Origin of the sequence: Peribacillus sp. NPDC094092 (assembly GCF_050279365.1) — a bacterium.
GTDB lineage: Bacteria > Bacillota > Bacilli > Bacillales > DSM-1321 > Peribacillus.
The window spans coordinates 1,272,648-1,298,019 of sequence record NZ_JBNNUC010000001.1; the positions used below are offsets into that span (position 1 = coordinate 1,272,648).

At 40.6% G+C, this 25,372-nt stretch carries 27 protein-coding genes, 1 pseudogene and 2 riboswitches; of the genes and pseudogenes, 13 read left to right on the top strand and 15 right to left on the bottom strand.

Annotation, left to right across the window (positions count from 1 at the left end):
* Positions 1-116 precede the first annotated feature (116 nt).
* The 3 genes from ACQKNS_RS06055 to ACQKNS_RS06065 form a co-directional block, all read right to left on the bottom strand.
* Positions 117-659: an acyl-CoA thioesterase gene (locus tag ACQKNS_RS06055; protein WP_427641624.1), complete on the bottom strand. Its 543-nt coding sequence runs from the start codon at positions 657-659 to the stop codon at positions 117-119.
* Positions 660-790: 131 nt separating this feature from the next.
* The gene (locus ACQKNS_RS06060; RefSeq protein WP_427642148.1) at positions 791-1,279 is read right to left on the bottom strand and encodes a M15 family metallopeptidase; all 489 of its coding nucleotides are present in this window, start codon (positions 1,277-1,279) and stop codon (positions 791-793) included.
* 124 nt (positions 1,280-1,403) lie between these two features.
* Entirely contained in the window at positions 1,404-1,895 is a 492-nt protein-coding gene (locus ACQKNS_RS06065; RefSeq protein WP_427641625.1) for a DinB family protein, read from the bottom strand.
* Positions 1,896-2,096: 201 nt separating this feature from the next.
* Between ACQKNS_RS06065 and ACQKNS_RS06070 the strand changes: the two genes are divergently transcribed.
* A complete protein-coding gene (locus ACQKNS_RS06070) occupies positions 2,097-3,914 on the top strand; it encodes an ABC transporter ATP-binding protein (protein WP_427641626.1) in 1,818 nt (605 codons plus the stop codon).
* Between the two features lie 50 nt (positions 3,915-3,964).
* Here the strand turns inward: ACQKNS_RS06070 and ACQKNS_RS06075 are convergent, their stop codons facing one another.
* Positions 3,965-4,666 (bottom strand): GDSL-type esterase/lipase family protein, encoded by a 702-nt coding sequence (locus ACQKNS_RS06075; RefSeq protein WP_427641627.1) that lies wholly within the window; start codon positions 4,664-4,666, stop codon positions 3,965-3,967.
* Positions 4,667-4,884: 218 nt separating this feature from the next.
* Between ACQKNS_RS06075 and ACQKNS_RS06080 the strand changes: the two genes are divergently transcribed.
* Entirely contained in the window at positions 4,885-5,391 is a 507-nt protein-coding gene (locus tag ACQKNS_RS06080) for an N-acetyltransferase family protein (protein ID WP_427641628.1), read from the top strand.
* Between the two features lie 68 nt (positions 5,392-5,459).
* Here the strand turns inward: ACQKNS_RS06080 and ACQKNS_RS06085 are convergent, their stop codons facing one another.
* Positions 5,460-5,654: an aspartyl-phosphate phosphatase Spo0E family protein gene (locus tag ACQKNS_RS06085; protein WP_427641629.1), complete on the bottom strand. Its 195-nt coding sequence runs from the start codon at positions 5,652-5,654 to the stop codon at positions 5,460-5,462.
* A gap of 254 nt (positions 5,655-5,908) precedes the next feature.
* A complete protein-coding gene (locus ACQKNS_RS06090; protein ID WP_427641630.1) occupies positions 5,909-6,097 on the bottom strand; it encodes a Fur-regulated basic protein FbpA in 189 nt (62 codons plus the stop codon).
* Between the two features lie 175 nt (positions 6,098-6,272).
* Positions 6,273-6,376: riboswitch (SAM riboswitch) on the bottom strand.
* 157 nt (positions 6,377-6,533) lie between these two features.
* Positions 6,534-6,639: riboswitch (TPP riboswitch) on the top strand.
* A gap of 89 nt (positions 6,640-6,728) precedes the next feature.
* On the opposite strand from ACQKNS_RS06090, the gene tenA reads away from it, so the two are divergent.
* From tenA to thiE, 5 genes are read left to right on the top strand one after another with little or no spacing between them, the layout of a single operon-like run.
* Positions 6,729-7,418, top strand: coding sequence for a thiaminase II (gene tenA / locus ACQKNS_RS06095; RefSeq protein ID WP_427641631.1), 690 nt, complete (start codon positions 6,729-6,731; stop codon positions 7,416-7,418).
* 15 nt (positions 7,419-7,433) lie between these two features.
* On the top strand, positions 7,434-7,955 hold the full coding sequence (gene thiW / locus ACQKNS_RS06100; protein WP_427642149.1) for an energy coupling factor transporter S component ThiW: 522 nt from the start codon (positions 7,434-7,436) through the stop codon (positions 7,953-7,955).
* Complete coding sequence (thiD, locus tag ACQKNS_RS06105; RefSeq protein ID WP_427641632.1) at positions 7,924-8,730, top strand: bifunctional hydroxymethylpyrimidine kinase/phosphomethylpyrimidine kinase; 807 nt, start codon at positions 7,924-7,926, stop codon at positions 8,728-8,730. Before thiW ends, thiD begins: the two co-directional genes overlap by 32 nt.
* Positions 8,727-9,542: a hydroxyethylthiazole kinase gene (thiM, locus tag ACQKNS_RS06110; protein WP_427641633.1), complete on the top strand. Its 816-nt coding sequence runs from the start codon at positions 8,727-8,729 to the stop codon at positions 9,540-9,542. The genes thiD and thiM overlap by 4 nt, the downstream gene beginning before the upstream one ends.
* A complete protein-coding gene (gene thiE, locus ACQKNS_RS06115; RefSeq protein ID WP_427641634.1) occupies positions 9,523-10,155 on the top strand; it encodes a thiamine phosphate synthase in 633 nt (210 codons plus the stop codon). The genes thiM and thiE overlap by 20 nt, the downstream gene beginning before the upstream one ends.
* 39 nt (positions 10,156-10,194) lie before the next feature.
* Here thiE and ACQKNS_RS06120 read toward each other — a convergent pair whose 3' ends face one another.
* On the bottom strand, positions 10,195-11,400 hold the full coding sequence (locus ACQKNS_RS06120; protein WP_427641635.1) for an MFS transporter: 1,206 nt from the start codon (positions 11,398-11,400) through the stop codon (positions 10,195-10,197).
* 272 nt (positions 11,401-11,672) lie between these two features.
* On the opposite strand from ACQKNS_RS06120, the gene ACQKNS_RS06125 reads away from it, so the two are divergent.
* A complete protein-coding gene (locus ACQKNS_RS06125; RefSeq protein WP_427641636.1) occupies positions 11,673-13,160 on the top strand; it encodes an aldehyde dehydrogenase family protein in 1,488 nt (495 codons plus the stop codon).
* A 359-nt stretch (positions 13,161-13,519) separates the two neighbouring features.
* Positions 13,520-14,752: an aminopeptidase gene (locus tag ACQKNS_RS06130; protein ID WP_427641637.1), complete on the top strand. Its 1,233-nt coding sequence runs from the start codon at positions 13,520-13,522 to the stop codon at positions 14,750-14,752.
* Between the two features lie 448 nt (positions 14,753-15,200).
* Here ACQKNS_RS06130 and ACQKNS_RS06135 read toward each other — a convergent pair whose 3' ends face one another.
* On the bottom strand, positions 15,201-16,589 hold the full coding sequence (locus ACQKNS_RS06135; protein WP_427641638.1) for a M28 family peptidase: 1,389 nt from the start codon (positions 16,587-16,589) through the stop codon (positions 15,201-15,203).
* 282 nt (positions 16,590-16,871) lie between these two features.
* Between ACQKNS_RS06135 and ACQKNS_RS06140 the strand changes: the two genes are divergently transcribed.
* Complete coding sequence (locus ACQKNS_RS06140) at positions 16,872-17,705, top strand: glycerophosphodiester phosphodiesterase (RefSeq protein ID WP_427641639.1); 834 nt, start codon at positions 16,872-16,874, stop codon at positions 17,703-17,705.
* Positions 17,706-18,465: 760 nt separating this feature from the next.
* Entirely contained in the window at positions 18,466-18,633 is a 168-nt protein-coding gene (locus tag ACQKNS_RS06145; protein WP_179086028.1) for a hypothetical protein, read from the top strand.
* Between the two features lie 119 nt (positions 18,634-18,752).
* Here the strand turns inward: ACQKNS_RS06145 and cspC are convergent, their stop codons facing one another.
* Positions 18,753-18,953: a cold shock protein CspC gene (gene cspC, locus ACQKNS_RS06150; RefSeq protein WP_010331195.1), complete on the bottom strand. Its 201-nt coding sequence runs from the start codon at positions 18,951-18,953 to the stop codon at positions 18,753-18,755.
* A 256-nt stretch (positions 18,954-19,209) separates the two neighbouring features.
* Here cspC and ACQKNS_RS06155 point away from each other — a divergent pair, with 256 nt between their 5' ends.
* Complete coding sequence (locus tag ACQKNS_RS06155) at positions 19,210-19,470, top strand: hypothetical protein (RefSeq protein ID WP_427641640.1); 261 nt, start codon at positions 19,210-19,212, stop codon at positions 19,468-19,470.
* A 34-nt stretch (positions 19,471-19,504) separates the two neighbouring features.
* Here ACQKNS_RS06155 and ACQKNS_RS06160 read toward each other — a convergent pair.
* From ACQKNS_RS06160 to ACQKNS_RS06170, 3 genes and pseudogenes are all read right to left on the bottom strand, one after another.
* Positions 19,505-20,085, bottom strand: a pseudogene (locus ACQKNS_RS06160) (YdcF family protein).
* Between the two features lie 108 nt (positions 20,086-20,193).
* Complete coding sequence (locus ACQKNS_RS06165) at positions 20,194-20,979, bottom strand: serine hydrolase (protein WP_427641641.1); 786 nt, start codon at positions 20,977-20,979, stop codon at positions 20,194-20,196.
* A gap of 160 nt (positions 20,980-21,139) precedes the next feature.
* Positions 21,140-21,307, bottom strand: a complete 168-nt coding sequence (locus ACQKNS_RS06170) for a YezD family protein (protein ID WP_427641642.1) — start codon at positions 21,305-21,307, stop codon at positions 21,140-21,142.
* A 519-nt stretch (positions 21,308-21,826) separates the two neighbouring features.
* Between ACQKNS_RS06170 and ACQKNS_RS06175 the strand changes: the two genes are divergently transcribed.
* Positions 21,827-23,215, top strand: coding sequence for an amino acid permease (locus ACQKNS_RS06175; RefSeq protein WP_427641643.1), 1,389 nt, complete (start codon positions 21,827-21,829; stop codon positions 23,213-23,215).
* Between the two features lie 40 nt (positions 23,216-23,255).
* Here ACQKNS_RS06175 and ACQKNS_RS06180 read toward each other — a convergent pair whose 3' ends face one another.
* The 3 genes from ACQKNS_RS06180 to ACQKNS_RS06190 form a co-directional block, all read right to left on the bottom strand.
* Positions 23,256-24,230 carry an aldose 1-epimerase gene (locus ACQKNS_RS06180; RefSeq protein ID WP_427641644.1) on the bottom strand — a complete coding sequence of 325 codons (975 nt, stop codon included), beginning with the start codon at positions 24,228-24,230 and terminating at the stop codon, positions 23,256-23,258.
* 222 nt (positions 24,231-24,452) lie between these two features.
* Positions 24,453-24,752 carry a YxcD family protein gene (locus tag ACQKNS_RS06185; RefSeq protein ID WP_098371236.1) on the bottom strand — a complete coding sequence of 100 codons (300 nt, stop codon included), beginning with the start codon at positions 24,750-24,752 and terminating at the stop codon, positions 24,453-24,455.
* On the bottom strand, positions 24,740-25,174 hold the full coding sequence (locus ACQKNS_RS06190) for a hypothetical protein (RefSeq protein WP_427642151.1): 435 nt from the start codon (positions 25,172-25,174) through the stop codon (positions 24,740-24,742). The genes ACQKNS_RS06185 and ACQKNS_RS06190 overlap by 13 nt, the downstream gene beginning before the upstream one ends.
* Positions 25,175-25,372 lie beyond the last annotated feature (198 nt).

The following is a 25,372-nucleotide window of genomic DNA, read 5'->3' on the forward strand; positions in this document are numbered from 1 at the left end:
CAAGCGTCTTTTCACGTTTCTTTCCCATCCGGATAATCCCCCAAGATTAATAAAAGACCAAATCACAAAGAATTTGGTCTAAAATCATCAATAAGAAGACGTAAGGGATATGTATCTTATTTATATAATCCTGGCTTCGATTGATCGGTCCATGGCAGTTTCACACCGAAAGTACTTGCAATGAACTGTGTATCTTCCCTTCTTTTTTTCCTTATTTGGGCCCGTTGTTTTGCTGATTCATTTAAATTCATTTCCATCTCTGTTTCAGGAACCAAACGCGGGACCGGAATTGGTTTACCTTCTTCATTAATGGCAACAAATGTCAAGAAAGAAATGACGCATAAATTCCGATCTCCTGTAACTAAATCCTCTGCAATCACTTTTACGATGATTTCCATTGATGTTCTGCCCGTATAAGTCACGAAGCTCTCAAGGCAAACTGCATTTCCTTCGTGAATAGGGTGCAGGAAATCGACAGAATCAGTTGATGCCGTAACGACGTTGCTTCGCGCATGACGCATGGCTGATATAGCCGCTACATCATCAATGTATGCCATTAATTTGCCTCCGAACATCGTACCAATATTATTTGTATCCGGCGGGAGGACAAGGCTTGTTTTTATGACCAAAGAGTCCCGGCAATGTTTTGCTTCTTCCATGGTGACTGCACTCCTTTATGTCTGATTTCTCACTATTCCACTTTATCGAATTCTTACCTGTAAAGCAATTCACATGCTTATTTTCCTGCTGTTAGTCAAAATTTATGCGGCTATAATTAAACCACCCACTATCACTGCCCTTTTGGCCGCTTGCCTTGTTGCAGCTCACGGAGGTTCAAGCCAAATGTCATTTGTAAATGCGGATAATCCTTGAACCCTGCCCAATCCCCTCCCCAATCAAAACCTAACCCTTTAGCGATGGTTACAACTTCCATCCAATCCGACTTTCCATTATCGTTGCCGTCATAACTCATATCCCAAATGGCCTCTCCTTGTTTATTAAGGAGGGCAAAATCTATCGCCAAACCGAAATTATGCAGCGACTCGCCACCTCTTGCATTCGTGACGATGCTGCCCGAACCTGATCTGCCCTTTTCATAGAGTTCATTTTGCTCGGCTACAGACCGGAACCCTGCCGTAATGATAACCGGGATGCCTTTGTCATTAGCCAGTTGAATGAGCTCGTCTTTTTTTTCAGCGACGATCGGATTCAGCTCGTCAGTCAGTTCGATTTCATCTAGATCAGGCGGAAGCATATACTTGAACAAGAGCCCCAGCATCAATCCGAAAAAGCCCAATACCAAACATGTCCTTACCCAAGTGGCTTTCACTTAAAAATCCTTCCTTTACGAATATCTCTCTGAAATGAAAAACTCAACCAAGTACGGATGAGTTTTTCTTCTATTATAACTTTGCTTTCAATTCTTCAATTTGCAATAAATGCCGTTTTTCATGCAGCCCCACGAATGGAATCCATTGCTTCAAGCTTAAGTCTTTAAACAAAGGGTGTGGAAAAGATTTTTGTTCGAGATCAATTTCCTTTGCATGGTCAACGACCTGTGCAAAAGCTTTTCGGGATTCGGACAACTTTTCCTTAATCTCACTCATAGTTTGGTATGTTTCCGATGGAATGACAAATGGCGGGGCCTGGACCTTCATTTCACGATTTAAAGTAAGCTCGATCGGTTTATCCACAGCAAGTATGCTATCATCGCTTTTCAATTTAGCGGAAATGCCCTTTGTTATGGCCCTCTCCATTAAATATAAATGATCCAAAACCTGCATGATGCTCCATCTTCCTGGTTCAGGATGGGCGTTCAGCTGTTCATCCGTCAGTCCAATGACCGCATTTAAAAGTTGTTCCCTGACTTTTTCATTTTCATTCACTTTTAGCATCTCCTCTTATCAGCCTGCTAATCTCCCTTCATTATTTCATGTCCCCTAGGAAAGTGTAAAATAATTATACTTTTTAACTGAAACGAACCGCTTAAAAGTTGTCTATTTTTTGAAAAGCTCTATGATAGTCATAAAGGCAAAATCCATCTAATTAAAATGACTTTCAAAACATCAAGGATAGTCTAAATAGGAGTGATCGCTATGAGTGGAGGACATATTCCATTCAGCCACAAAGGCCGCAGTGTCATGCATGCAATCCCCTCAAAAGGAAGCATATGGTTGATGCTCAAACAAATGTTCAATCGGGTACCATCGAAATGGAAGTTTTGCACTTTGGTTTTATGCATCATGCTTTTCATTTCATTGCTTGAGTTCTCCATCCCCCAGTTGACGCAGTTTACGATTGATACAATCATTCCCGAAAAAAGATATGACTCGTTAATCTGGATTGGTGCAGGAATTCTTTGTGCTGCCATTTTATTGGCCTTACTGAACTACTTTAACAGCTATATCGTTTCCAAGGTCGGTCAAAAGGCTATTATGGATATACGGAATAGCATGTATGACCATATTCAAACACTGGATATGAAATTCTTTGATAAAAACCGTACTGGTGACTTAATGTCGCGGTTGACCAATGATGTCAATTTACTGCAGCAGCTCATCTCTTCGAGCATGCTTCAAGTCCTGACTGACACGGTGACTTTCATTGCCGTGGCGGTATATATGCTTTTCATTAACTGGAAGCTGACCATTGTCCTTCTTTTTACATTCCCTTTCATGTTCTATATCACAAGGGTATTCGGGAAACGCATCAGGATGTCCTTCAGGTCTGTACAAAGTTCAGCAGGAGATGTCAGCAACCAGTTGCAGGATTCCATTTCAGGAATGCGGCTCATTCAATCTTTTACAAATGAAGAATTCGAATCAAGGAGGTTTGCGGAGCGTAATCTGGAAAATATGGCTGCAAATCTTAAGTCCGTCCGGCTACGTTCCATGTTCGGTCCGATTATTGATTTATTGAACAATATCGGTCTTGTAGCAGTCGTTGTGTTCGGTGCTTGGCAAGTGATGGAAGGTGAATTCACAATAGGGTTAATCGTGGCCTTTCTCGCCTATTTGAGGTTACTGCAGAGTCCCGTTCGCAATTTTAGCCGGGTCATCAGCATTGTCCAGCAATCAGCCGCCGCCTTTGAGCGGATAACTGAAATATTGGAAACCCAACCGGAAATAAGTGACAAGCGAAATGCCATTGAACTCCCTGCCATAAAGCGGCAAATTGAATTTCAATGTGTCGATTTTGCCTATGATGAGAATGTACCTGTCCTCAGCCATTTAAACCTGTCCATGAAAGCGGGGCAAGTAACTGCTTTGGTCGGCTCCTCTGGCGCTGGAAAATCGACAATCACGAGCCTTTTGATCCGATTTTATGATCCGCAGAATGGCATGATTAAAATGGATGGTCATGATATCAAGGAAGTGTCACTGAAATCATTGCGGGGACAAATGGGAATCGTTTCCCAGGATATCATTTTATTCAATGGTTCCATCCGTGATAACATCGTGTATGGCAAACTAGATGCTACAGATGCTGAAATCATCGAATCCGCCAAAGCGGCAAATGCGCATGACTTTATCAGTGCCTTTCCTGATGGTTATGATTCTCAAATTGGGGAGCGCGGAGTCAAGCTTTCGGGCGGGCAAAAACAGCGCATCGCCATTGCCAGGGCACTTCTGAAAAATCCGCAAATCATCATTCTCGATGAAGCAACGGCGGCCTTGGATACAGAATCCGAGCATTTGATCCAGCAAGCATTGTCACGTTTAATGAAAAACCGGACTTCAATAGTAATTGCACATCGTTTATCGACCATTCATGATGCCGATCAAATAATCGTTCTGGAAAAAGGGCAAGTTCATGAAACAGGAACACATGAACAGTTATTGCAAAACAACGGCAGATACAAGCAACTCCATGACTTGCAGTTCCCTCAACTAAAAGCGATATCAAATTCCTAGCTACTTAGCGGGCAAAAATGCACAGGAAGCCTTCCTGTGCATTTTTGCTTTCATTTGAAATCATAACTTTCCAAAACCCGATTCGCAATGAGCTGATAGCCTTTTTCATTCGGATGTAACTTATCACTAAAATACTCTGTCTTCTTTTTATCTTCAAAAAGATCATTTGTAGGAATGAATAACATCCTTTTATCTTTATCCGCTATCCCCTTTATTGACTGGTTATAATCGCGAATGTGCTTTTCAAGTTTTTGATTATCTTTAATTGGGTTATATAGTCCCACTACCAGAATATCCGCTTTATCGTTTGCCTCCATCAATGTTGATGTAATCTTTTTCAGATGACTGATATACTCCCGTTTACCCTCAATGATTTTTCGGTCACTTATTTTCTCCAATTCCCCTCCATTACTATTGATCAAGTCATTCGTTCCAATATAAACGATGAAAGTATCGGCTTCATCAAGTTTCGTTTTAATACGGTAATCATCAAGCTGTTTCATCACACCATCCGTTTCCTGGCCTTTTATACCGTAATTCCAAAAACTCACTTTTTGTTCCGATTGCGGATTATTCAATTCATCCTCAAGGCCTTCTATATATCCTTCCCCGTTCTTATCCCCTTTTCCATAGGTTAATGAATCTCCAAATGCCATCACCCTTTGCACATCTTCCGACTCCGATGCCTGAAATTCATATGCAGCAAAACATATAACTAGTACTATAATCAAAAAAACTGCCAATTTCTTCATTTGCTTCTCCTCTTGTCTCTTTACTAGAAGTATTTAATCTTTTACATACCCAAAACACCTGCAGTCTTAACATAAAAAAAATTGTCAGATAAAGAGTAAAGAGTGTATGATTATATAAAACTTTCAATGGATTGGGTGTCATTCACCGTCCCTAAAACAAAAAACGGGATTACCCTTCATTCTGGAGATTGAATAAATGATAGTTAGGAGTTTAAATCATGGAAGAGCACATAGAGTTTAGAGAGGCAGAACTATCTGATCTACCCAGAATTGTTGAAATATATAATTCGACAATTGCGTCAAGAATGGTCACGGCAGATACTGAGCCTGTATCCGTCCAATCGAGGGTTAAATGGTTTGAGGAACATCATTTAGAAAGTAGACCGCTATTTATCATTACTATAGAAGGGAAAACTGCTGGATGGATGAGCTTTCAATCCTTCTATGGCCGGCCGGCATATAATTCCACTGCCGAAATCAGCATTTATATTGATGATTATTTCCGGGGAAAAGGAATCGGACAAATTTCGATTCAAAAGGCTATTGAATTGAGTCCAAAATTAGGTGTTAAGACTCTATTGGGTTTCATTTTCGCGCACAATACACCAAGCCTAAAGCTTTTTTCCAAATTCGGGTTTGAAGAATGGGCACATTTACCTCAAGTTGCCGAGCTGGATGGGATTGAGCGGGATTTGGTCATTCTTGGTAAACGTGTCGATATTTAATATTATTCTTTTGAGCTATTGCCTTGAGCAGTAGCTTTTTAATCTTAATCGAGGGCGAATTGGCTCATTTAAAAATACCTATATACTTTCTGGAGGGGAAAATGTTCGGCATCTCTTTTACTTGTTAACGCATTTAATAGTGTATCCAATTCTTGACTGGCTTGAACAGTCAGCAGACTTGATAAGCCGTAAATTGCTGCCAAGTTGATCATTTCTTTTCTCTTCTCTTCTACTTTTTCTATAGTTACCTTACGGCAAGGCATTATATAGTCACCTCCTAATTATTCAATATTTTTACACTTTCATCATAATGAAACCACTAGTTAAAATCAACTATTTTTCAGAAAATAAATGTGTTATTTTAAAGGTTAAATGTGACAAAATGACTATTAAATTCTATAATTATGTATATTTAGTGTCATTTTCTATCAAACGCAAAAAAAGCATCCACTAGTGTAGACTGCGAATGCTTACATCATATCCCTTATCCAAGAACCCAAAATATAGTCATCGTTTACTATGTCATCCATTCGGAAGGTGACTCGGTATTAGGTCTATTTATAACAACCTTATATTCATCTTCAAGTACTTTTAATGGGGCATCATAAAGGTGCCTTTCATCAGAGGTTTTGTATACTCCATTGGCCAATAACTCTTCAATAAGCTTTGCCTTCCTCTGTTCAATCCTCTTAAATAATTCTGCCATGTAAATGGCTCCTTTCCTAGTCATCCTAGAGCCTGCTTCTAGTAGCTAAACTTTATCAACTTGTTAGATTTTCACCAAATTATATATACCTTTTCTATTATGTCACTAAACGTTATTTCCCAAAAATAAAAGCCCCTTCTAATTCAAGAAGAGGCTGACAGTGTCCGTACGGCTCTTCTTATCTTCCAAGCATATGCTTGTTGGATTTAGCACAGTTCCCAAACGGGTCCGCTGCCGAGGTTTCTTTGGGCCAAGTCCCTCCACCTCTCTGGATAAGAAATCGATATATAAATGATGTAGACATGATTTTATCCTAATAACCATCAAAAGTCAATTACCTGGTTCTCCCTTTTTCCTGGACATTAAGGGGTCCCTCTTTCAAATACAGGTTGCATTTTCTTGTCTTTCTGATATGATGTCAGTAATTACATACAATTCACACCACTAGGGGAGTCTTTTTTTAAGACTGAGATGGAATTAGTTCCGGACCCTTTGAACCTGAACCGGCTCATACCGGCGGAGGGAAGTGGATGATATCGTCCATTTTCAGACTATATCCATCTACCCCGTTCCGAATTCAGGAACGGGTTTTTTTCATTAACAAGGGATCCATTCTAAAGGAGGATGAACAATGGAGAATGTTAAATTAGAAAGATTCAGTGATAGACTGCATGCACGGTCAAAAGAGATTTGGAAAAGGAACCATTCACATCCCTTTGTCCAGGCAATTGGAAATGGTACGCTTCCTGAAAAGAAATTTGCTTATTACCTGAAGCAGGACTATATCTATCTCATGGATTATTCCAAGCTGTTTGCTTTAGGTGTCATCAAAGCACATAACATCGAAACCATGGCAAAGTTTGCGAGCATTTTAAATGAAACCCTTCAAGTGGAAATGGATATTCATCGGCATTATGCTTCCGAATTCGGGATCAGTTCCAAGGAATTGGAAGAAACAGAACCCACTCCAACCACTCTAGCCTATACAGGATACATGCTAAATGCAGCTCAGCATGGGACTTTGGCAGACTTGATCGCCTGTCTCCTGCCCTGCGCTTGGGATTATTATGAAATCGGTTTGCTATTAAAAGAACAAAATGGGGCAGCATTGGAAAACAATCGCTACGCAGATTGGATAAGATCCTATTCATCTCCTGAATTCGGGGAAGCACACAAATGGCTGATCGCTTTGTTGGAGGAATTGACGGAAGGCATGCCAGAAACAGAACTTCTTAGATTAGAAAAGCACTTTTTGGTTACTTCCCGATATGAATATTTATTCTGGGATATGGTTCAAAATGAACAGGATTGGCCGCTGTAGGTCGTTGGCATGATGATGAATCCTATCAAGAAACTGACATTGACTGCCATGATCACGGCTATAACGACACTGACCAGTTCATTTATTTTCATCCCTGCAGGTTTTGCAAAAGTCTTTCCCATTCAGCATCTGGCAAATGTCCTGACGGCCGTTCTATTGGGGCCAGCTTATGCTGTAACACAAGCTTTTTTAGTTTCCATCATTAGAAACATGTCTGGTACCGGTTCAATTTTTGCTTTTCCCGGCAGCATGATCGGTGCACTATTGGCTGCCATCCTTTATCGAAAAACACAAAGCTTAAAATTCGCCTGTTTAGGTGAAGTGATCGGGACCGGCATTCTCGGTTCCCTAGCCTGTTATCCACTTGCCCTCCTCCTATTGGGGGAAAAAGCGGCTCTTTTTGGTTTTTTACCGGCTTTTATGCTCAGTTCATTCACTGGGGCGATTTTAGCTTTCATATTACTTAAAATACTTCTAAAAAATAATTATATGAAGGGGTTTTTTTATGAAAACAGCATTAACCATCGCAGGCTCTGATTCAGGGGGCGGTGCTGGAATACAGGCGGATTTAAAAACATTTTCTGCACATGGTGTCTTTGGGATGTCTGCCATCACAGCCGTAACCGCACAAAACACAATGGAAGTCCGTTCAGTGCAGCCAATTGAAACAGCAATCATATCTGATCAAATTGCAGCGATCTTTGAAGATATTCCTGTCGATGCAGTAAAAATAGGCATGCTTGGATCAAAAGAAATCGTGGAAACAGTCGCTGCTTCCCTTAGAAACTTCATGCCTTCCATCATTATTCTTGACCCTGTCATGATTTCCAAAAGCGGCCACCATTTGCTCGACGAAAAGGCTGTCTCTGCCTTAAAAGTGGATTTGCTCCCGATTGCAACACTTGTAACCCCAAATGTACCGGAAGCGGAAGTACTTACTGGCTTGTCGATTCGAACGGAACAAGATTTCCACAAGGCATGCATGTCCATACAAGAAATGGGGCCAAAGGCCGTTTTACTTAAAGGAGGCCACGCAGCAGGTAATCCAAATGACCTTTTTTATGATGGCACTGACTTCCATTGGATCGAGGGAGAGCGCATTCATACAAAAAACACTCATGGCACTGGCTGTACCCTATCATCCGCCATTACATCAAACCTGGCAAATGGGCTGCCCTTGCAAGTGTCTATCGAAAAGGCCAAGACCTATATTTCTGAAGCGATACGCAATAGCTTTTCAATCGGTAAAGGTCATGGACCTGTCCATCATTTTCATTCATTTTCAAAAAAAGAACGGAGTGAATTAATATGAAGGTTTCTGCAGCCGATTTATTCGTGAAGGTAAAAGAAAGAAAACCACTCATTCACCAAATCACCAACTTTGTTACGGTCAACGACTGTGCAAATGCCACCCTTGCCATCGGTGGTTCACCAGTAATGACTTCGAGCCCAAGAGAAGTGGCGGATATGGTCAAATTAGCGGATGCATTGGTCTTGAATTTCGGTACGATCGATGATAAAGCCTTGGAAGCAATGGAGATTGCCGGAAAGACGGCAAATGACCTGGATATCCCGGTCATTTTGGACCCTGTGGGAGTTGGTGCCACCCCCTATCGTACAGAGCAGGTCAAGGTGCTCCTTAGTAAGGTTTCTTTCCAAATCATTCGCGGGAATGCGAGTGAGATTCTATCATTGATGGGTGGGGATACCGTTACACGCGGGGTGGATTCGGAGGAACTAGCGATTAGCAATGCAGAACTGGCTACACGGGCAGCAAATAAATTGAATAGTATCGTCGTGGTCAGCGGAGCTAAGGATGCGGTCAGCGATGGAAAACATACGTCCGTCATTGACAATGGGAACCTCCTTTTAACTAATGTTACAGGTACCGGTTGCATGTCCACCGCTCTTATCGGCACTTTTTCCGGAGTCACCGACGATTTCTATTCTGCGGCAATCGCCGGTATCTCCACTATGAGCATTTCAGGGGAACTAGCTGCTGCAAACCTTCAAAAAGATGAAGGAACAGGGACGTTTCGTGTGCGATTAATTGATGCAATATCAAGAATGGATAAGGAAATCTGGATGCATGAGGTGAAAATACATGAAGAAGTCCCAAATTGATTTAAGCCTGTATTTAGTTACGGAAGAGTCTCTAGCATTAGAGGAATTGACCAGAATCATTGCAGAATCGGTTTCAGGAGGTGTCTCGATCGTACAACTTAGAGAGAAAAACAATTCCTCCCTTTCCTTTTATAAAAAAGCTTCTGCATTAAAACAGTTATTGAATGAACTGTCCATTCCCCTGATCATCAACGACCGGGTGGATATAGCACTTGCGGTTGCAGCGGATGGGATTCATATTGGGCAAGATGACCTTCCACTGACTGTGGTCAAACAAATGGTTCCTGAAGATATGATAGTCGGTTTATCTGTCTCCACTCTTGAAGAAGCTCTCGAAGCCGAACGAAATGGAGCAGACTATATCGGAGTCGGTTCCGTTTTCCCTACAAAGACCAAACAAGATGCAACCCTGATGGCCATTGGGGATCTGGAGGAAATTTGCCGAAGCGTATCCATTCCCGCCGTAGCCATCGGGGGTATCACTGCAGATAACATTTCCACTCTTTCTGGTAGCGGGTTATCCGGCGCCGCAGTCGTATCGGCCATCATGAATGCTGATAGTCCGAAAAGAGCCTCCGAATCCCTTTTAAAAATCATTAAAGACTTTAATTAATGAAAAGAGGGGACTGATTACAGTCCCCTTCCTTTTTGTTTATGTCAAAACGGTATTCTTTGTTTCCTTCCCAAAAGCTACGGCAATGGCACCCACTAGAATAGCGATTGTAAAAATGGTGAAAATCGATGATATCGGGGTGTCTGCCGCAACTAAATACCCTACAAGCAACGGTCCAAGGACACCGCCTATCCTCCCGATCCCTGCAGCTAGCCCAGCACCTGTACCGCGAACTGCTGTCGGATACTGCTCAGGTGTATATGCATAAAGTGCACCCCATGCCCCCAGGTTGAAGAAAGATAGGAACATCCCGGAAACGATCAGCAGTGCCAGCCCCTCTGACGATCCAAAGAAAAAGGCACTGACGGCAGTTCCAATTAAATATGTGATCAAAACGAATTTACGTCCCATCTTCTCTATCAGCCATGCAGCTGAAAAATAGCCTGGAAGCTGTGCAAGCGTCATGATCAAAACATATTCAAAGCTTTGAATCATGCTGAAGCCTTTTAGGACCATCACACTTGGCAGCCACAAAAACATCCCATAATAGGAAAAGACCACGCAAAACCACAGAATCCACAATACAAGGGTCTGACGGGAGTATTCCTTTTTCCACACACTTTTCATATTGCTTAAAACAGACGGTCTCTTCTTTTTTTCCAGTTCCGTATACTTCGGTGAATCCGGCAGTTTCAAGCGCAGATACAGCGCATATAAAGCTGGAGCTGCGCTCAATAACAAGGCAACCCGCCAACCGTAAGCCGGAATGATGAAGTAGGAAATGAGTGCTGCCAAAATCCAGCCAACCGCCCAAAAACTTTCAAGAAGGACGACAACCCTTCCCCTTTTACTCGCTTCAACACTTTCAGAGACCAATGTCGAGGCAACCGGAAGTTCTCCTCCAAGTCCCATTCCAATCAAAAATCGCAATATCAAGAACAAGCTGAGTGTACTGACTGCTGCAGACAGGCCGCTTGCGATTGAAAACAATAATAATGTAATGATGAAGACATTCTTCCGTCCGACCCTGTCAGCCATCGCCCCAAAGAATACGGCTCCAACCGCCATCCCGATGGAGTTTATGCTCCCAATCCAGCCAACCTGCTCACTGGTTAAGTTCCAATCCTGTTTCAAAGCAACTATAATGAAAGAAAGCATGCCGACATCAAGTGCATCGAACATCCATCCCAGACCTGCAACACCTAGTAACTTGCGTTGCGATATCATTTTCGCATCATTTCCCATATATTCCTCCTGAAGAACTTTAGACCTTCTTGTTATTTTATCCTTCTTCATTTTAACTATTAACTTTCATTTTCGCTATAGTATTTACACATGTCATGACAAAAAAACGCTTCATTTTTAAATTGATGAAGAAATCTTGGATATTCTGTCGAATGTTATAGATTGAATATTCCCTTTTTTTCATTTATCATAAAAATTGGCATAAATCATAGCGTTAACAATAAGTCATCATGTTTTGCCCAAGATAATCATTTTATTCAGGAGGGTAATTAATGACAAATCTAACGTTAGAAGTAAGTGGAAAGTTGCAAAAATTTTTAACAGGTCCAAAAAAGCTCTATATTAATGGGCAGTTTGTAGAAAGTGCTTCAAAAAAAACCTTCTCCACACCTAATCCTGCTACAGGACAAAAACTTGCCGATGTTTATGAAGCTGATAAAGAAGATATCGACTTAGCCGTCAAGGCTGCACGCAAAGCATTCGATGAGGGGCCTTGGTCAAGAATGAGCGCAGCTTCACGCAGTAGGCTAATGTATAAACTTGCCGATTTAATGGAAGAAAATAAAACCGAACTTGCTCAATTGGAAACGTTGGATAATGGTAAACCAATCAGTGAAACGACCAATGCCGACATTCCTTTAGCTATAGAACATATGAGATATTTTGCTGGCTGGTCCACCAAGATTGTCGGACAGACCATTCCAGTAAGCGGAAATTACTTTAACTACACAAAACACGAGGCCGTTGGTGTTGTCGGCCAAATCATCCCATGGAACTTTCCGTTACTTATGGCGATGTGGAAACTGGGAGCGGCACTTGCTACAGGTTGTACGGTTGTATTGAAGCCTGCTGAGCAAACCCCGCTTTCCGCGCTATACCTGGCTGAATTATTGGCTGAAGCCGGTTTCCCTGATGGGGTGGTCAATATCGTTCCCGGTTTTGGTGAAACCGCTGGACAAGCACTTGTCGACCATCCGCAAGTAAATAAAATTGCATTTACCGGTTCGACCGAAGTTGGAAAATTGATCATGCGCTCCGCTTCATATTCATTGAAACGGGTCACATTGGAACTTGGAGGGAAATCGCCAAACATCATCCTGCCTGATGCGGATTTCTCAAAAGCCATCCCTGGAGCTTTGAATGGGGTCATGTTTAACCAAGGGCAAGTATGCTGTGCCGGTTCCAGGGTTTATATCCAAAAGAAACATTATGATAATGTAGTTGCCGATATGGCAAGCCATGCAAAAAACATAAAACAAGGGGTAGGTTTAGATCCAAGTACACAAATTGGACCTCTTGTTTCCGAAGAGCAGCAAAATCGGGTAATGGGCTATATTGAAAAAGGAAAAAACGAGGGTGCGGAAGTTCTTGTCGGCGGTAATAAACCGGGTGACCAAGGCTACTTTGTTTCTCCTACTATATTTGCCGGTGTTGAAGAGGATATGACGATAGCCAAAGAAGAAATTTTCGGTCCGGTCATTGCGGCAATGCCATTCGAGGATTTAGATGATGTCATTAACCGTGCAAATGCCAGTGAATACGGATTGGCTGCCGGCCTATGGACTAGCGATATAGCCAATGCCCATTATGTTGCAGGAAAACTCCGTGCCGGTACTGTATGGGTGAACTGTTATAACGCATTCGACGCAGCTTCCCCGTTCGGCGGTTACAAACAATCCGGAATCGGACGTGAAATGGGATCTTATGCACTGGACAACTATTCTGAAGTGAAAAGTGTCTGGATTAATTTGGGTAAGTGATTTTTTGACTATCAAGAAAGAGGGTCTCAAAGAGGCCCTCTTTCTTTCAGTCCATTGTTCAATGTCCTAAATGATTGAATCATTCAACTACTCAACCCTTTTCAAAAGTCTTTCCTTCGATCATATTGGTAGAATGCAAGATAGACAAATCGGCTGCCGCTTGAGCTGGGTCATACGATAATGATACCGGGGTTTGTGCTAAGGTGAATGAACCTTAACTGATTCATCTCCCTGCCGGTTTTAATGAACTCTTTCGTCTAATAACTATAAGTTTTCAAAAACGATGTAAAAAGTTTCTTTTTTATATGACAATTAAGTACAATTATAAATGTAGAAAATGGAAAAGGAGTTTTGAAATGATGAGTGATTTTCAAACGAATTTAGAAAAATATGCAGAACTTGCCGTAAAAGTCGGCGTAAACATCCAACAGGATCAAACCCTGGTCGTAAACACAACGTTGGAGGGCGCTGATCTTGTGCGTCTCATCGTAAAGAAAGCATATGAAAACGGTGCGCGCAATGTCATCGTAAATTGGAATGACGATATCGTTTCACGTACCAAATATGAACTGGCTCCGGATGAGGTGTTCCACGAGTATCCAAAATGGCGTGCGGAAGAAACGATCGAACTTGCAGAAAACGGAGCTGCCTATCTATCCGTCATCTCCTCCAGCCCTGACTTATTAAAAGGTGTGAAGCCAGAAAGGATTGCCAACTTCCAAAAAGCATCAGGGACTGCCCTGAAGAAGTGGCGTCAGTATATGCAATCCGATAAAGTGAGCTGGTCCATCGTTGCCGTCCCTTCAAAGGCTTGGGCTGATAAAGTATTCCCTGAAGAGGCGGAAGGAAAACGTGTTGATCTGCTATGGGAAGCCATTTTCAAAGCAGTTCGTGTTGATGTGAAGGATCCTGTAGAAGCCTGGAAAAAACACGATGATACCCTGCATGAAAAGGTTGATTATTTAAATGATAAGCATTACCAAAAATTGCATTATACGGCTCCCGGAACCGACCTGACAATCGAGTTACCCGACAAACATCTTTGGGTCGGAGCAGGAAGCGTTAACGTAGAGGGTCATGAATTCATGGCTAACATGCCTACCGAAGAAGTGTTTACAGTTCCATTGAAAACAGGCGTTAACGGAACGGTTTCCAGTACGAAACCACTTAGTTACGGCGGAAATATCATCAATAATTTTTCCGTGACCTTTAAGGAAGGACGGATCATTGAAGTAAAAGCGGAAGAAGGGGAAGAAATCCTAAAACAATTGGTTGAAACGGATGAAGGTTCACACTATCTTGGTGAAGTGGCACTTGTTCCATTCAACTCACCGATTTCCCAATCGAATGTTTTATTCTTCAACACACTTTTCGATGAAAATGCTTCAAACCATCTCGCTATCGGCAGCTCCTATGCTTTCTGTATTGAAGGCGGAAAAAACATGAGTCCAGAAGAGCTTGCAGAACATGGACTGAATGAGAGCCTTACACATGTCGATTTCATGATTGGATCAGAGAAAATGAACATCGATGGCATCAAACAGGACGGCACTTCCGAACCTGTCTTCCGTAATGGAGATTGGGCGTTTTAATTAAAGCGTTGATATAGAGGGGTTTTGAAGGGCTAAAACCTTGAATGGTCACATTTCTTTGACTTTAGACAAATTATCAAGTTCATCAGCCACGTGTTTCTGCATACTAGGAAGCACGTGGCTATACTTGTATGTCTTAAATCATGAAAACGGATTGTCGGTAAACCTAGCTTTATCGTTTGGGGTTTTAGTCGTTTGGAAAGAGTTGCAGAATCGAGCGGATTACCATAGCGTGCACAAACAACTAAATCATAATCATTGAAGTTTTGACCTTGCTTCAACTTATGTCCGACAACAACGATTCTCTCCTTTTTTAGTTTTTCTATCAACACGTCAGGAATATGAATTGATCGTAGGCGCTGGCCGATAAAAAGAAGAGAGCATCTGTAAACTACACAGCTGCCCTCCCTCCAATTATTAATCTCGTAATTCTCTACAATGAAGTATTTTAATCTACCGGACGGTCATCAAAATCATAGTCTACCGTGCCAGGAGCTACACGTGCATTTGTTAATGCCGGAGTTTCCGGACGGGCAATTTGATACACACTGGCACCGACAATTTCAGCTGCTTGCTGCAATTTCTCTTTCGATATCTTATCCAGTGTATCTGTAGGCTGGTGATACCAAGGCTCAACAGGGGAATGGATAAACAAGGCGGATGGAATGCCAAGCTCATGGAATGGTTGATGGTCACTCCTGCCCAACTGTCCATAAGGAAGCGCAACATCCATCGTTCTGGCCCCTGCCGAGGAACCCAGGTCCGTCACAAGGTTTTTAGTTCCATCAATAGTATACATAATCAAACCACCAGCAGGATTATCCTCGCCAGCATCACGTCCGCCTATCATATCCATTTGGAAGTGAGCCACCATGCGGTCTACATCCTCTTTGGGAAGGGAATCCGCATAGAAGGATGATCCAACGAGCCCTCTTTCCTCAGATCCGAATGTGAGAAAGCGAATTTCAGTGTCAATTGGCGTTTTGGCCAGGATCCTTGCCAGTTCCAGCACAGCTGATACACCCGAAGCATCATCGTTTGCACCCGGGCCGCCCGGGACAGAATCATGATGGGCTCCAACAGTCACGATTTGACCATTATCTTTATTGGCTTTTGGTTTTAAGGAAGCGATGACATTGTAGGATGTCTTTTCGATTCTTTCAGCTTTTCCCACTTCCAGAGTGGACGTGATTTGTTTAGTTTTAAGCTGTTCGACCAACTCCAACCCCTGGGCTTGGGTAATGGCTACAGCAGGTATATTTTGCCCCGCTGATACTTGTCCGAAATTATTTCCTGATGGTGAGTTGTTGTACATTAAAACGCCTACCGCTCCTTTATTTAGCACATTCTGAACCTTTTCAACAAAGGTGATGTCCCCACGTTCAACTAGTGCAATTTTCCCAGAAACATTTTCTCCAACTTCCTCTGGCTTTGCTTTTCCAACATTAACAAGTTCGGCCGTTACCTTGCCGCTGATACTGCCGCTAAGGGCACGCGGTGTTCCTCCTAAATCACTGTCACCAATTTTCACTTTTACATTTTGCACCGTATCATAGATGGGAAAAGGCTGAACCTTTGTTTCAAAACCAAGACTCTTAAACTGACTTTCTATGTATTTGACTGCACGGAGCTCCCCTTCTGTACCAGCAGCCCTCGGTTGCTCTGATAGATAGGCAATCGTATTATACATATTGTCCGCACTAATTTTTTTGATAACTTTGTTATCAAAAGCTGTGTCAGAATGGGCATTTGTTGCCCCGTTTGTTTGTGCAAATACTGTACCAGTCGATAGAACCATACCCGCAGCCAATAGTACTGTTAGTGATTTTTTATACATACAATCCCTCCTTTTTCATAATATTCCTAATTATGTATTTAACTGAATAGTTTGTAAATGAGTCATTAGTCTTTAAATTCACTATCAATCGGTGTCTGACACCCGCTCTCACACGTCTCATGAGACATTAAGAAATCCTAATAGGGAATCTAAACCGTAAAATCTCCAATTGATTAAAAAGGATATTAGCAATATAAAACCAATACATTATAAACATATTGCTTCAACATTTCTTTTCTATAATTATAGCTGAATACATATTTTAGATTGGAGATGGAGAACATGAACAAAAAAGTATTAGCAGGTGCCGGGGTAGCCCTTACGTTGTTATTCAGTCCACTAAGTCAAGCTTTTGCATCAGAAACAATAACAATAGGAGACTTAAGAAAGGTTGATAATGTTGCCCATCGTGGTGCATCGGCATATGCACCTGAAAATACGATTGCTGCTTATGATAAAGCAGTAAAAATGAAGGCAGATTATATTGAAATTGATGTTCAAAGAAGCAAGGATGGAGAATTAGTACTTATCCATGATACGACAGTTGATCGAACAACGGATGGATCTGGAAAGGTTGGTGATTTCACGTTTGAAGAGCTAAGAAGCCTTGATGCAGGCAGCTGGAAAGGTGAGCAATTTGCTGGTGAACAAATCCCAACATTTGATGAGATTCTTGATCGTTACCACGGGAAAATTGGAATATTAGTAGAATTAAAGGCTCCAGAGCTATATCCTGGGATGGAAGAAAATATAGCTGAAGAATTAAAAGAACGAAATCTTGATAAACCACAAAATGAAAAAATCATTCTCCAATCATTTAACCATGAATCAATTGAAAAAATGAATAATCTCGTTCCTAAAGTTCCAATCGGTGTGTTAACATCTTCAAGAGCTGACACAACAGAACAAGCCTTACAGGAATTTTCAACATATGCTGACTATTTTAATCCAAGCTATGGAATTGTTACTAAAGAGTTAGTAAATCAAATTCACTCTCTTGATATGAAAATTGGATCATGGACAGTACGTAGTCAAGAGGCAGCAGATTTCCTATTAGATATGGGAGTTGACGCAATTATTACGGATTATCCAGATTATGTAGATCCAAGAAACTAATATTTTTGTATAGTTATTAGAAAAAAGGTCGATTTCTACAGGAGATTGATCTTTTTTTAGGTCTCAAATTTAGAGAGAGACTTATTTGTATTCTTTATTAATTTGGAATACAAATAAATAGTATTGTATCATTGTGCTTCTTGATCGGGGGGGGGTACTTTTCACCAAAACCATGGCTACATTTTCACTTCCACCCCCACACTCGAACTGCTATTAGTAATGATAATGGTATTATAGTCTTGTTCTCTTGTGGTTGAAACTCCGTTGCCCCTAAGGGAACAATATTTACTGTTTAGGCTTATTATAACTGCACTTTCTCTTGTCATTCAGTGGTAACAGAAATAGTCACATGTGGTCACAAAAAAGCGTTTTTTCTAGCCGTTATCCATTTTTATCCTTTTGTTCAAAAATCACAAAACCCTTATATATCAACGTTTTCACCCAACATCGATGGCATCAAACAGGACGGCACTTCCGAACCTGCCTTCCGTAATGGGGATTGGGCGTTTTCATTAACTGACATTCTTGAGGACCTTCTGATTCATAGCCACATGATTCCTGTATTACTTAGGAACTTGTGGCTGTTTTTTTTGCTCATCAATCAAACACCATCAGGCTTTTAGCCTTTGTCCCCAGCCAAATAATTGGGCTAGTTCCGTATACATAACCTGATTTTAAAGCCCAATATATATTGGAATATCTTGAACACATCTTTCATTCGCAAATATGTGTTATACTATTGATAAAGAGGGTGGCTAAATTGAGAAGCAATAAGTATAATACTGGTGAAACAGTAACTATTCAGGATACTAATGAATCAGTAACCATTAATAAATGGGCATATGTAAAAAACATGAAGAGATATTCTTACACTGTTAAAGAACATCCAACTACTTTTTTCTTTGAAGAAGAATTGAAAAAAGCTTAATGACAAGTCACTAAAACCCTACTCATTTCAGAGTGGGATTTTTTTCGCTTTCATTTTCATTAAAAAACAGACTCCCATCGAGGAAGTCTGTTCATATCGGTTACGATTTAATTTAAAAATTAAGCTTTTTGAACGTTAGCAGCTTGAGCTCCACGAGCACCTTGCTCAACGTCGAAAGTTACTTTTTGACCTTCGTCTAAAGATTTGAAGCCTTCGCTTTGGATAGCTGAGAAATGTACGAATACGTCGTCTCCGTTTTCACGTTCGATAAATCCAAAACCTTTTTCTGCATTAAACCATTTAACTGTACCTTGTTCCATTGTTGTTGCCTCCTAGTGCATAACACACATTGTATTACTATTTTTAATCATTTGGAAAATAATCAGTATCCTCTTCCACAATCAAAAACAATTCATTATTAGAGTAACATGAATTGATGAAGATAGCAAATTATCCAGTGATATTTACATACTTTTCGCCTTCCCATTTTCTTTATTTATCCAATTTAGTGATTCAGATATTAATTAATGGGTATATCAGAGTAATAAGAAACAGTATCAACAAGGAGGTCAATCAATGAAATATTACAAGGTATCCAATAGCGGTTTTGACAGTAAGGTCATTGTTGCCTATAGCGGGTATGAGGCACTCGGATTTTATTTAATGGAAAACAATGATCAACTTGGTTTTGTTGATGATATAGATGTGGAAGAAGTGGATGCTGATGAACAAGTCGAGATTTCCTATACGGGTTTTCCCGTTTTTAAGACACTTAAGGAGCTATATCAAGAGAAAGATTTTTGGGAAGTTCCTCATGTTGTCGTGGAAGTTGAGTAAAAAAAGCACCCTCCCCATCTTTATCCACTGGATGTTACCTCCCAATCAACTCTGTCAAATAGTATTTGGTAATGGCAAGATATTCACGGGTATATGACTTCAACAGTGACACTTTTGGTGTTTTTGCCGGCATCCCCTTCATGTCCAAGCCTTCTTTTCTTGCTATTTCAACTGCCCGGTAGATATGAAAGTCATTGCTTACGATCAATCCTGAAGCTGCCGTATCGGGAATCAGTTCTTTTGAGAAAACGATATTTTCGTGAGTTGTTGTAGAGTTGTCTTCCATCATTCTTCAATTCCCTGGGCGATTAGCCCTTGTTGCAATGCTTTCGCTTCCGATTCCCCCGGTCCTTTGCCTCCAGATATAATGAACACTGGATGTTTATTGGCCGTTAAATATTCTGCCGCTTTATCAATCCGGTATTGTAAGGATAATGAAGGAACCGAACCTTTGACCCTTGCTCCAAGAATAATGAGGTAATCGGCATTTTCAGGAATTGGCTGGTGAATGCTTTCTTGAATTTTCATGTGTATAAAACCAAAATAAACCAGTAATATAACAACACTCATTACACCTAATTTCATCGCGCTTTTCAAAGTCTTTCCCCGCTTCATTTCCCTTTCATTTACCATTCTTCCCACCTGACCCCTCTATAGCCAAGATCGACGAGCGTGAAATCATGAAAGACTTCCCGCTCTTCCAAAACTATTTAAACTGACAGTTTATACTGCGACCATATCATCATATATCAATTTTCCAATTTTACTGATTACTTGACGGCTTTCTTCCTCCGATTTCATATCTTCGGTAAGAATTGCAGCATAAACAGTTTGTGTTTCTGAACGAATGATTGCACAATCATGGGAAACTCCACGAATTCCGCCCGTTTTGCTTGCGACCTTGACCCCTTTGCCCATCAGTGATGGAAGTTTATCCCTTAATTGCTGATTGTCAAATACACGCAATATTCTTTCCTGGCTTTCTTTCGTTAAAAAGTTTCCTGTATGTATCGCTTTCAAGCACGTAATCGTATCTTCCGCCGATATGGTATTGTCACGCCCTTCTTTTAATGCCTTAAAATCCTGCATTTTTCGTTCAAGGACCGTATTTTTCAAACCAAGTTCCTTGATGCATTGATTAATTTCCTCGAATCCCAGCAGGTTCATCATCATGTTCGTGGATGTATTGTCAGAAACAGTGATCATCAATGTCAATAAATCCTCAACGGTTAAAAATACCTTATTCGATAAGACATGCAGGACCCCAGATCCCCCTGTCACTTCATTAGGCGGGATGGTCACTGGTTGATTCAAATAGATTTTCTTTTGTTCACTTTGACGATAACCCTCGATGATCATCGGTATTTTGATAAGACTCGCCGATTGAAAGGATTCATTCTCGTGATATCCAATCGTGTCCCCAAGACCATTTTCAATTTTATAGGCGATTTTCCCATTAAATGTTTCAATTAATGCCAAGATATCATGTTCTATCGTTTGTAAGGTCATCTATTCCTTGTTCCTCCCTTAAATTTCATTTAAACTCCCTTATACCCTAACTTATTCTACCATGTTGAAAGCAGTACAATCTTCTTCTAAATTCTAATTGAATGATTATTTGTATAAAAAAAGAGCCTTCATATCGAAAGCCCCGTTAATAACTATTTATTCATCTAGATTTAAGTGCCCTGCCCTTCACTAATGGGAATCGTTTCTTCTCGGTTGTATCCACCTGTGTGATTTCACCATCATGTATGGTTATTATCACTGATCCATATTTCAGATCTTCCAAGCTTGAAATGATATGCCTGATTTTCAATTCTTCTTGCTTTTCCATAATATCTCCCCTTCACTATTGGTAAAAAAGCTTCGTTTCATGCCTAATGTTTAAATTGTTCGTACGATAAGCAAATGAAAGCTTCCCGCTTTCCATGATTTCTTGAGGAACTTGGTTTACCTATCATATCCTCATCATTACTTTACGTATAAGAATAACCAATTAATAGGAGCTCCACATTCCCCTCCCCTCACTATAAAAAATAAAAGGCACCCGCCATCTAACAGAAGTAGATGTAAGGGTGCCTTTAGTTGACTAATCGGCAATATTCGGGAGTTGCATAAGTTATAGAAAATACGATTCAAAGCACAAACCGCATTATTCTTACCAACTAACTTGGTATTTACTAATATAATCCAATTCCTTCGTTTTGTCAATGCTAACTAGAATTTTCTGATTAGTCTGCGTTTTACATTTTACTTATTTACCACTTTACCAAACTAAACTACTTGAGATATACTATTTTAGTATAAGTTGTCGGTATAAACACACACTGTATTTAAGAAAGGTTCGATATAAATGGTAAATAAAAAATGGGGTTTATTGATTTTGACCACATTCGTTATTGGGAATATGGTCGGCGGAGGAATTTTCATGCTCCCTGCTCAATTAGCACAGGTATCCAGTCCATTAGGGGCTACATTGGCATGGATCGTTACTGGACTGGGAGTCTTTCTAATAGCTTTGGTGTTTGGTAACCTGGCAATCCGGAAACCGGATTTGAAAGCTGGACCGCAAAGTTATGCTCAATCTTTATTTAAATCCCCTGCTAAAGGAAGAGTTTCAGGATATAGCATGGCTTGGGGCTATTGGGCTGCGAATTGGGCTGCGACAGCTTCTGTCATCATTTCATTTGCTGGTTACCTCTCAACGTTCTTCCCGGTGATGCATAGTGCGAAAGTGATTTATACAGCCGGTTCGTTTCAACTTGAACTAGGTAAAGCATTAACGTTTGCGGTATGTTCCATTGCCCTTTGGGGGATTCAGGCAATCTTGGTAAGAAGTTTTAACAGTGCAGGGAAAATGAATCTATTTGCTACGGTTACCAAAGTACTTGGATTCTTATTTTTCATCATTATCACGATATTCATCTTCGATACTTCCAACCTAGGGAACGGGGCTGAATTTTATGATAAGGCGGGATCTGCCATCTCTTTAGGTGAACAAGTGAATGCTGCTGCAATTTCAACATTATGGGCCTTCATCGGAATTGAAGCTGCCGTCATGCTTTCAAACCGCGCCAAGTCACAAAATGATGTAAAGAAAGCGACGATTCTTGGTTTACTTATCGCTGTTGCCATTTATATCGGCATTACTTTATTGACGATGGGTGCCATATCACAAGACGATTTGAAAATATCACAAAAACCGCTTGTTGACGCACTGCAAGCTGTAGTTGGATCAAGCGGTACGTATTTAATGGCTGCTCTTGCCGTCATTTCCTTATTGGGATCTACAATCGGATGGATTGTCGTTGCATCAGAGGTTCCTTACCAGGCAGCAAAATCGGACCTGTTTCCGGCCTATTTTGCAAAAGCGAACAAAAATGGCACACCTGTCCGTTCTATGACAATAACAAATATCATGACACAGATATTCTTATTCTCCACTATTTCGGGTACGATCTTGGAAGCTTATAAATTCTCGATGATCGTCGCTACACTCGCTTACTTGATCCCGTATCTTGCTTCGGTTCTGTATCAATTGAAACTAGTCATGACTGGGGAAACCTATGACATCATGAAAGGCTCAAGGGTACGTGATGGCATCATCACCATCCTGGCGTTAATTTACTCGATTTGGGTCATCAAGACAGGTACAGCTGATATGAATACGTTCATACTTGGCATCGCCTTATATGTATTCGGAATCATCCTATACCCACTATGGATGAGAAAAAAAGCATAACCTTAAACACCTTGGCCTCCATAAGTGCCAAGGTGTTTTTTTATATTTCTTTCATAATCAATCTAGTTGTCAGCTGAACCGTTTCCCCTGAGCCTAACTCCCTCAATCCAGTCAATTTTGCAGACAAATCCAAATTAGGTGCATTTGTTACCCATGTATATGGTTCAGGACAGACGAACCCCGCCTGGTTGAACAGTACCCAAAACTTAAAATGTTGATCGCCATGATAATTGACCTGTATGCCCGCCTCATGGTCAGTGAGTATACACTCGTTTTCCAGCGCTCTTTCCTCATCATAGCCAAATAGGTCATCAAATAACCGGCCATCCAAACTAATACCGTTTTGTATTTCCGATGTATTGGCCGTTTCATGAATTGCACCGGTGGGCAATGACCTTTCATTCAACTCCCAATGTTTATTGACGGGAAGAGATATTCTGCAATCTTCCAATTTACTCCCTGGTCCAAATGGGAAATTGAATACAGTGTGATAACCTGCTCCCCACGGAAAGGGTTCAATGCCCTTGTTAGTGATTTCCAATTGTATTTCCAATGTTTCTGCATTTAAAGAGAAAGACATATTCACAGTGATATCTTGTGGAGAGCTGCCTTTTAAATCAAAATCTCTGCTTGAAAATTCAGTATGAATGATGATTGCTTTCCCGTTCACTTCCTTTTTGCAGACTTGCCACGGCTTGTCATGCAAAAAACCATGAATATGATTGGATTTTTTCCTTTCATTGATTGGAAACTTATACGCAGTCCCCTTATATGTAAATTGACCATCTTCAATTCGATTAGGAGGAAACAGGATTGGCATTCCGTATAAAATGGGAGCTTTTTTATACTCTTCCACACTATCCGGAGTGCGCAGCAATTCAATATCTTTATGCTTGTATTTCAACGAAAGCAGATTGCTTCCTAAAGATGGCGCAAGTATCGCTTCCACTTTTTCATTGCCGAACTTTATGGCCTTTTCATTTAAAAAAGTGATATCTTCAATATACCCTTTCACTTTTTCTCCTCCTTTGACTTGAACATATATCCATCCTACTTCCAAGGACCACTTTTTGCAACAAATGGAAAATATATATTTTAGAGTTTGAAATAAGTGATGCTAATTTAAGATTTTGCTTAGTCCGCTTTACTATTTTTCTGTCTCTTTTATCCCTTTCCCCCAGACCGATTTGTGCATATTAAATAAAAAAAGGATGCCGTTTACGGCATCCTTTTTTACTCATCTATTACTTTCACTTACTAAAGCCACTATGCCTTCTTCATCATCCAATACAAGTTCAATACCCGAATATGGATCTTTATTCATATATTCATCCAGCCATAAGCGAAGCGCTTCTATCAAGTTGATGGTAATTAACACTTGTTTCCGGCCATCGACGAACGCTTCCGCCGAAAAGCCATAATCATCATCAAACATTAACTCCACTTCCACCTCATTGGGTTGTACCTGCTTTTTACGGGCAATGTATACACAAACCGCATTGATGATATCTTGTTCGGAAATCTTTAGCCTCTCCATGGGTTTGTATCTTCTTTCTTCTTCTTATCTTTGAAGTATGTGAATATTTTACGGATTACAACGATTAATACTACAACCGCCAACACGTTGATTAATAGACCAAGTATAGAACCAAGCATTCCCATATTGGCGAATAGGCTACCAAAAAGTAAACCTGCCAGTCCACCTAGCATAAGCCCTTTCATTAAACCGCCTTTTGCGAATGTGTTTCCAGTCTTAGCTTTATTGGCAGTAGTAGCATCGGACTTCTTCGTTTCTTTATTTTGGAAATTCGAATTATTATTGTTGTTGCTGTTAAAGCTTCTTTTCCCGGACTTGTATCCCCTTGCATCGACTGACTCCGTATGATCTTGAAATACATAAGTGCCGACTGGCGAGAATGCTAGTGTAATCGTAAGTAATGCAGCCATAAATTTTTTCATCATGTTTTTTTGCCTCCGTTTAATAGTATGGAATGTTGTTTCATTATATCTTTACCCAGATTACTGAAAGTCCACATCACCTATCCTTGTTTAATCTTATATTATTTACGTTTAATTTCAAAATAAGTTTCATTTTTTTTCGATCTTTTTCAAAAAAAATAAGCAGGGGCATTTACTCCCCTGCTTACTTAAAGAACG

Excerpts from the sequence above, each read along its gene's own strand:
- ACQKNS_RS06055 (WP_427641624.1), bottom strand. The coding sequence starts at position 659 with ATGGAAGAAGCAAAACATTGCCGGGACTCTTTGGTCATAAAAACAAGC.
- ACQKNS_RS06060 (WP_427642148.1), bottom strand. The coding sequence starts at position 1,279 with ATGCTGGGGCTCTTGTTCAAGTATATGCTTCCGCCTGATCTAGATGAA.
- ACQKNS_RS06065 (WP_427641625.1), bottom strand. The coding sequence starts at position 1,895 with ATGCTAAAAGTGAATGAAAATGAAAAAGTCAGGGAACAACTTTTAAAT.
- ACQKNS_RS06070 (WP_427641626.1), top strand. The coding sequence starts at position 2,097 with ATGAGTGGAGGACATATTCCATTCAGCCACAAAGGCCGCAGTGTCATG.
- ACQKNS_RS06075 (WP_427641627.1), bottom strand. The coding sequence starts at position 4,666 with ATGAAGAAATTGGCAGTTTTTTTGATTATAGTACTAGTTATATGTTTT.
- ACQKNS_RS06080 (WP_427641628.1), top strand. The coding sequence starts at position 4,885 with ATGGAAGAGCACATAGAGTTTAGAGAGGCAGAACTATCTGATCTACCC.
- ACQKNS_RS06085 (WP_427641629.1), bottom strand. The coding sequence starts at position 5,654 with ATGCCTTGCCGTAAGGTAACTATAGAAAAAGTAGAAGAGAAGAGAAAA.
- ACQKNS_RS06090 (WP_427641630.1), bottom strand. The coding sequence starts at position 6,097 with ATGGCAGAATTATTTAAGAGGATTGAACAGAGGAAGGCAAAGCTTATT.
- tenA (WP_427641631.1), top strand. The coding sequence starts at position 6,729 with ATGGAGAATGTTAAATTAGAAAGATTCAGTGATAGACTGCATGCACGG.
- thiW (WP_427642149.1), top strand. The coding sequence starts at position 7,434 with ATGAATCCTATCAAGAAACTGACATTGACTGCCATGATCACGGCTATA.
- thiD (WP_427641632.1), top strand. The coding sequence starts at position 7,924 with ATGAAAACAGCATTAACCATCGCAGGCTCTGATTCAGGGGGCGGTGCT.
- thiM (WP_427641633.1), top strand. The coding sequence starts at position 8,727 with ATGAAGGTTTCTGCAGCCGATTTATTCGTGAAGGTAAAAGAAAGAAAA.
- thiE (WP_427641634.1), top strand. The coding sequence starts at position 9,523 with ATGAAGAAGTCCCAAATTGATTTAAGCCTGTATTTAGTTACGGAAGAG.
- ACQKNS_RS06120 (WP_427641635.1), bottom strand. The coding sequence starts at position 11,400 with ATGGGAAATGATGCGAAAATGATATCGCAACGCAAGTTACTAGGTGTT.
- ACQKNS_RS06125 (WP_427641636.1), top strand. The coding sequence starts at position 11,673 with ATGACAAATCTAACGTTAGAAGTAAGTGGAAAGTTGCAAAAATTTTTA.
- ACQKNS_RS06130 (WP_427641637.1), top strand. The coding sequence starts at position 13,520 with ATGAGTGATTTTCAAACGAATTTAGAAAAATATGCAGAACTTGCCGTA.
- ACQKNS_RS06135 (WP_427641638.1), bottom strand. The coding sequence starts at position 16,589 with ATGTATAAAAAATCACTAACAGTACTATTGGCTGCGGGTATGGTTCTA.
- ACQKNS_RS06140 (WP_427641639.1), top strand. The coding sequence starts at position 16,872 with ATGAACAAAAAAGTATTAGCAGGTGCCGGGGTAGCCCTTACGTTGTTA.
- cspC (WP_010331195.1), bottom strand. The coding sequence starts at position 18,953 with ATGGAACAAGGTACAGTTAAATGGTTTAATGCAGAAAAAGGTTTTGGA.
- ACQKNS_RS06155 (WP_427641640.1), top strand. The coding sequence starts at position 19,210 with ATGAAATATTACAAGGTATCCAATAGCGGTTTTGACAGTAAGGTCATT.
- ACQKNS_RS06165 (WP_427641641.1), bottom strand. The coding sequence starts at position 20,979 with ATGACCTTACAAACGATAGAACATGATATCTTGGCATTAATTGAAACA.
- ACQKNS_RS06170 (WP_427641642.1), bottom strand. The coding sequence starts at position 21,307 with ATGGAAAAGCAAGAAGAATTGAAAATCAGGCATATCATTTCAAGCTTG.
- ACQKNS_RS06175 (WP_427641643.1), top strand. The coding sequence starts at position 21,827 with ATGGTAAATAAAAAATGGGGTTTATTGATTTTGACCACATTCGTTATT.
- ACQKNS_RS06185 (WP_098371236.1), bottom strand. The coding sequence starts at position 24,752 with ATGGAGAGGCTAAAGATTTCCGAACAAGATATCATCAATGCGGTTTGT.
- ACQKNS_RS06190 (WP_427642151.1), bottom strand. The coding sequence starts at position 25,174 with ATGAAAAAATTTATGGCTGCATTACTTACGATTACACTAGCATTCTCG.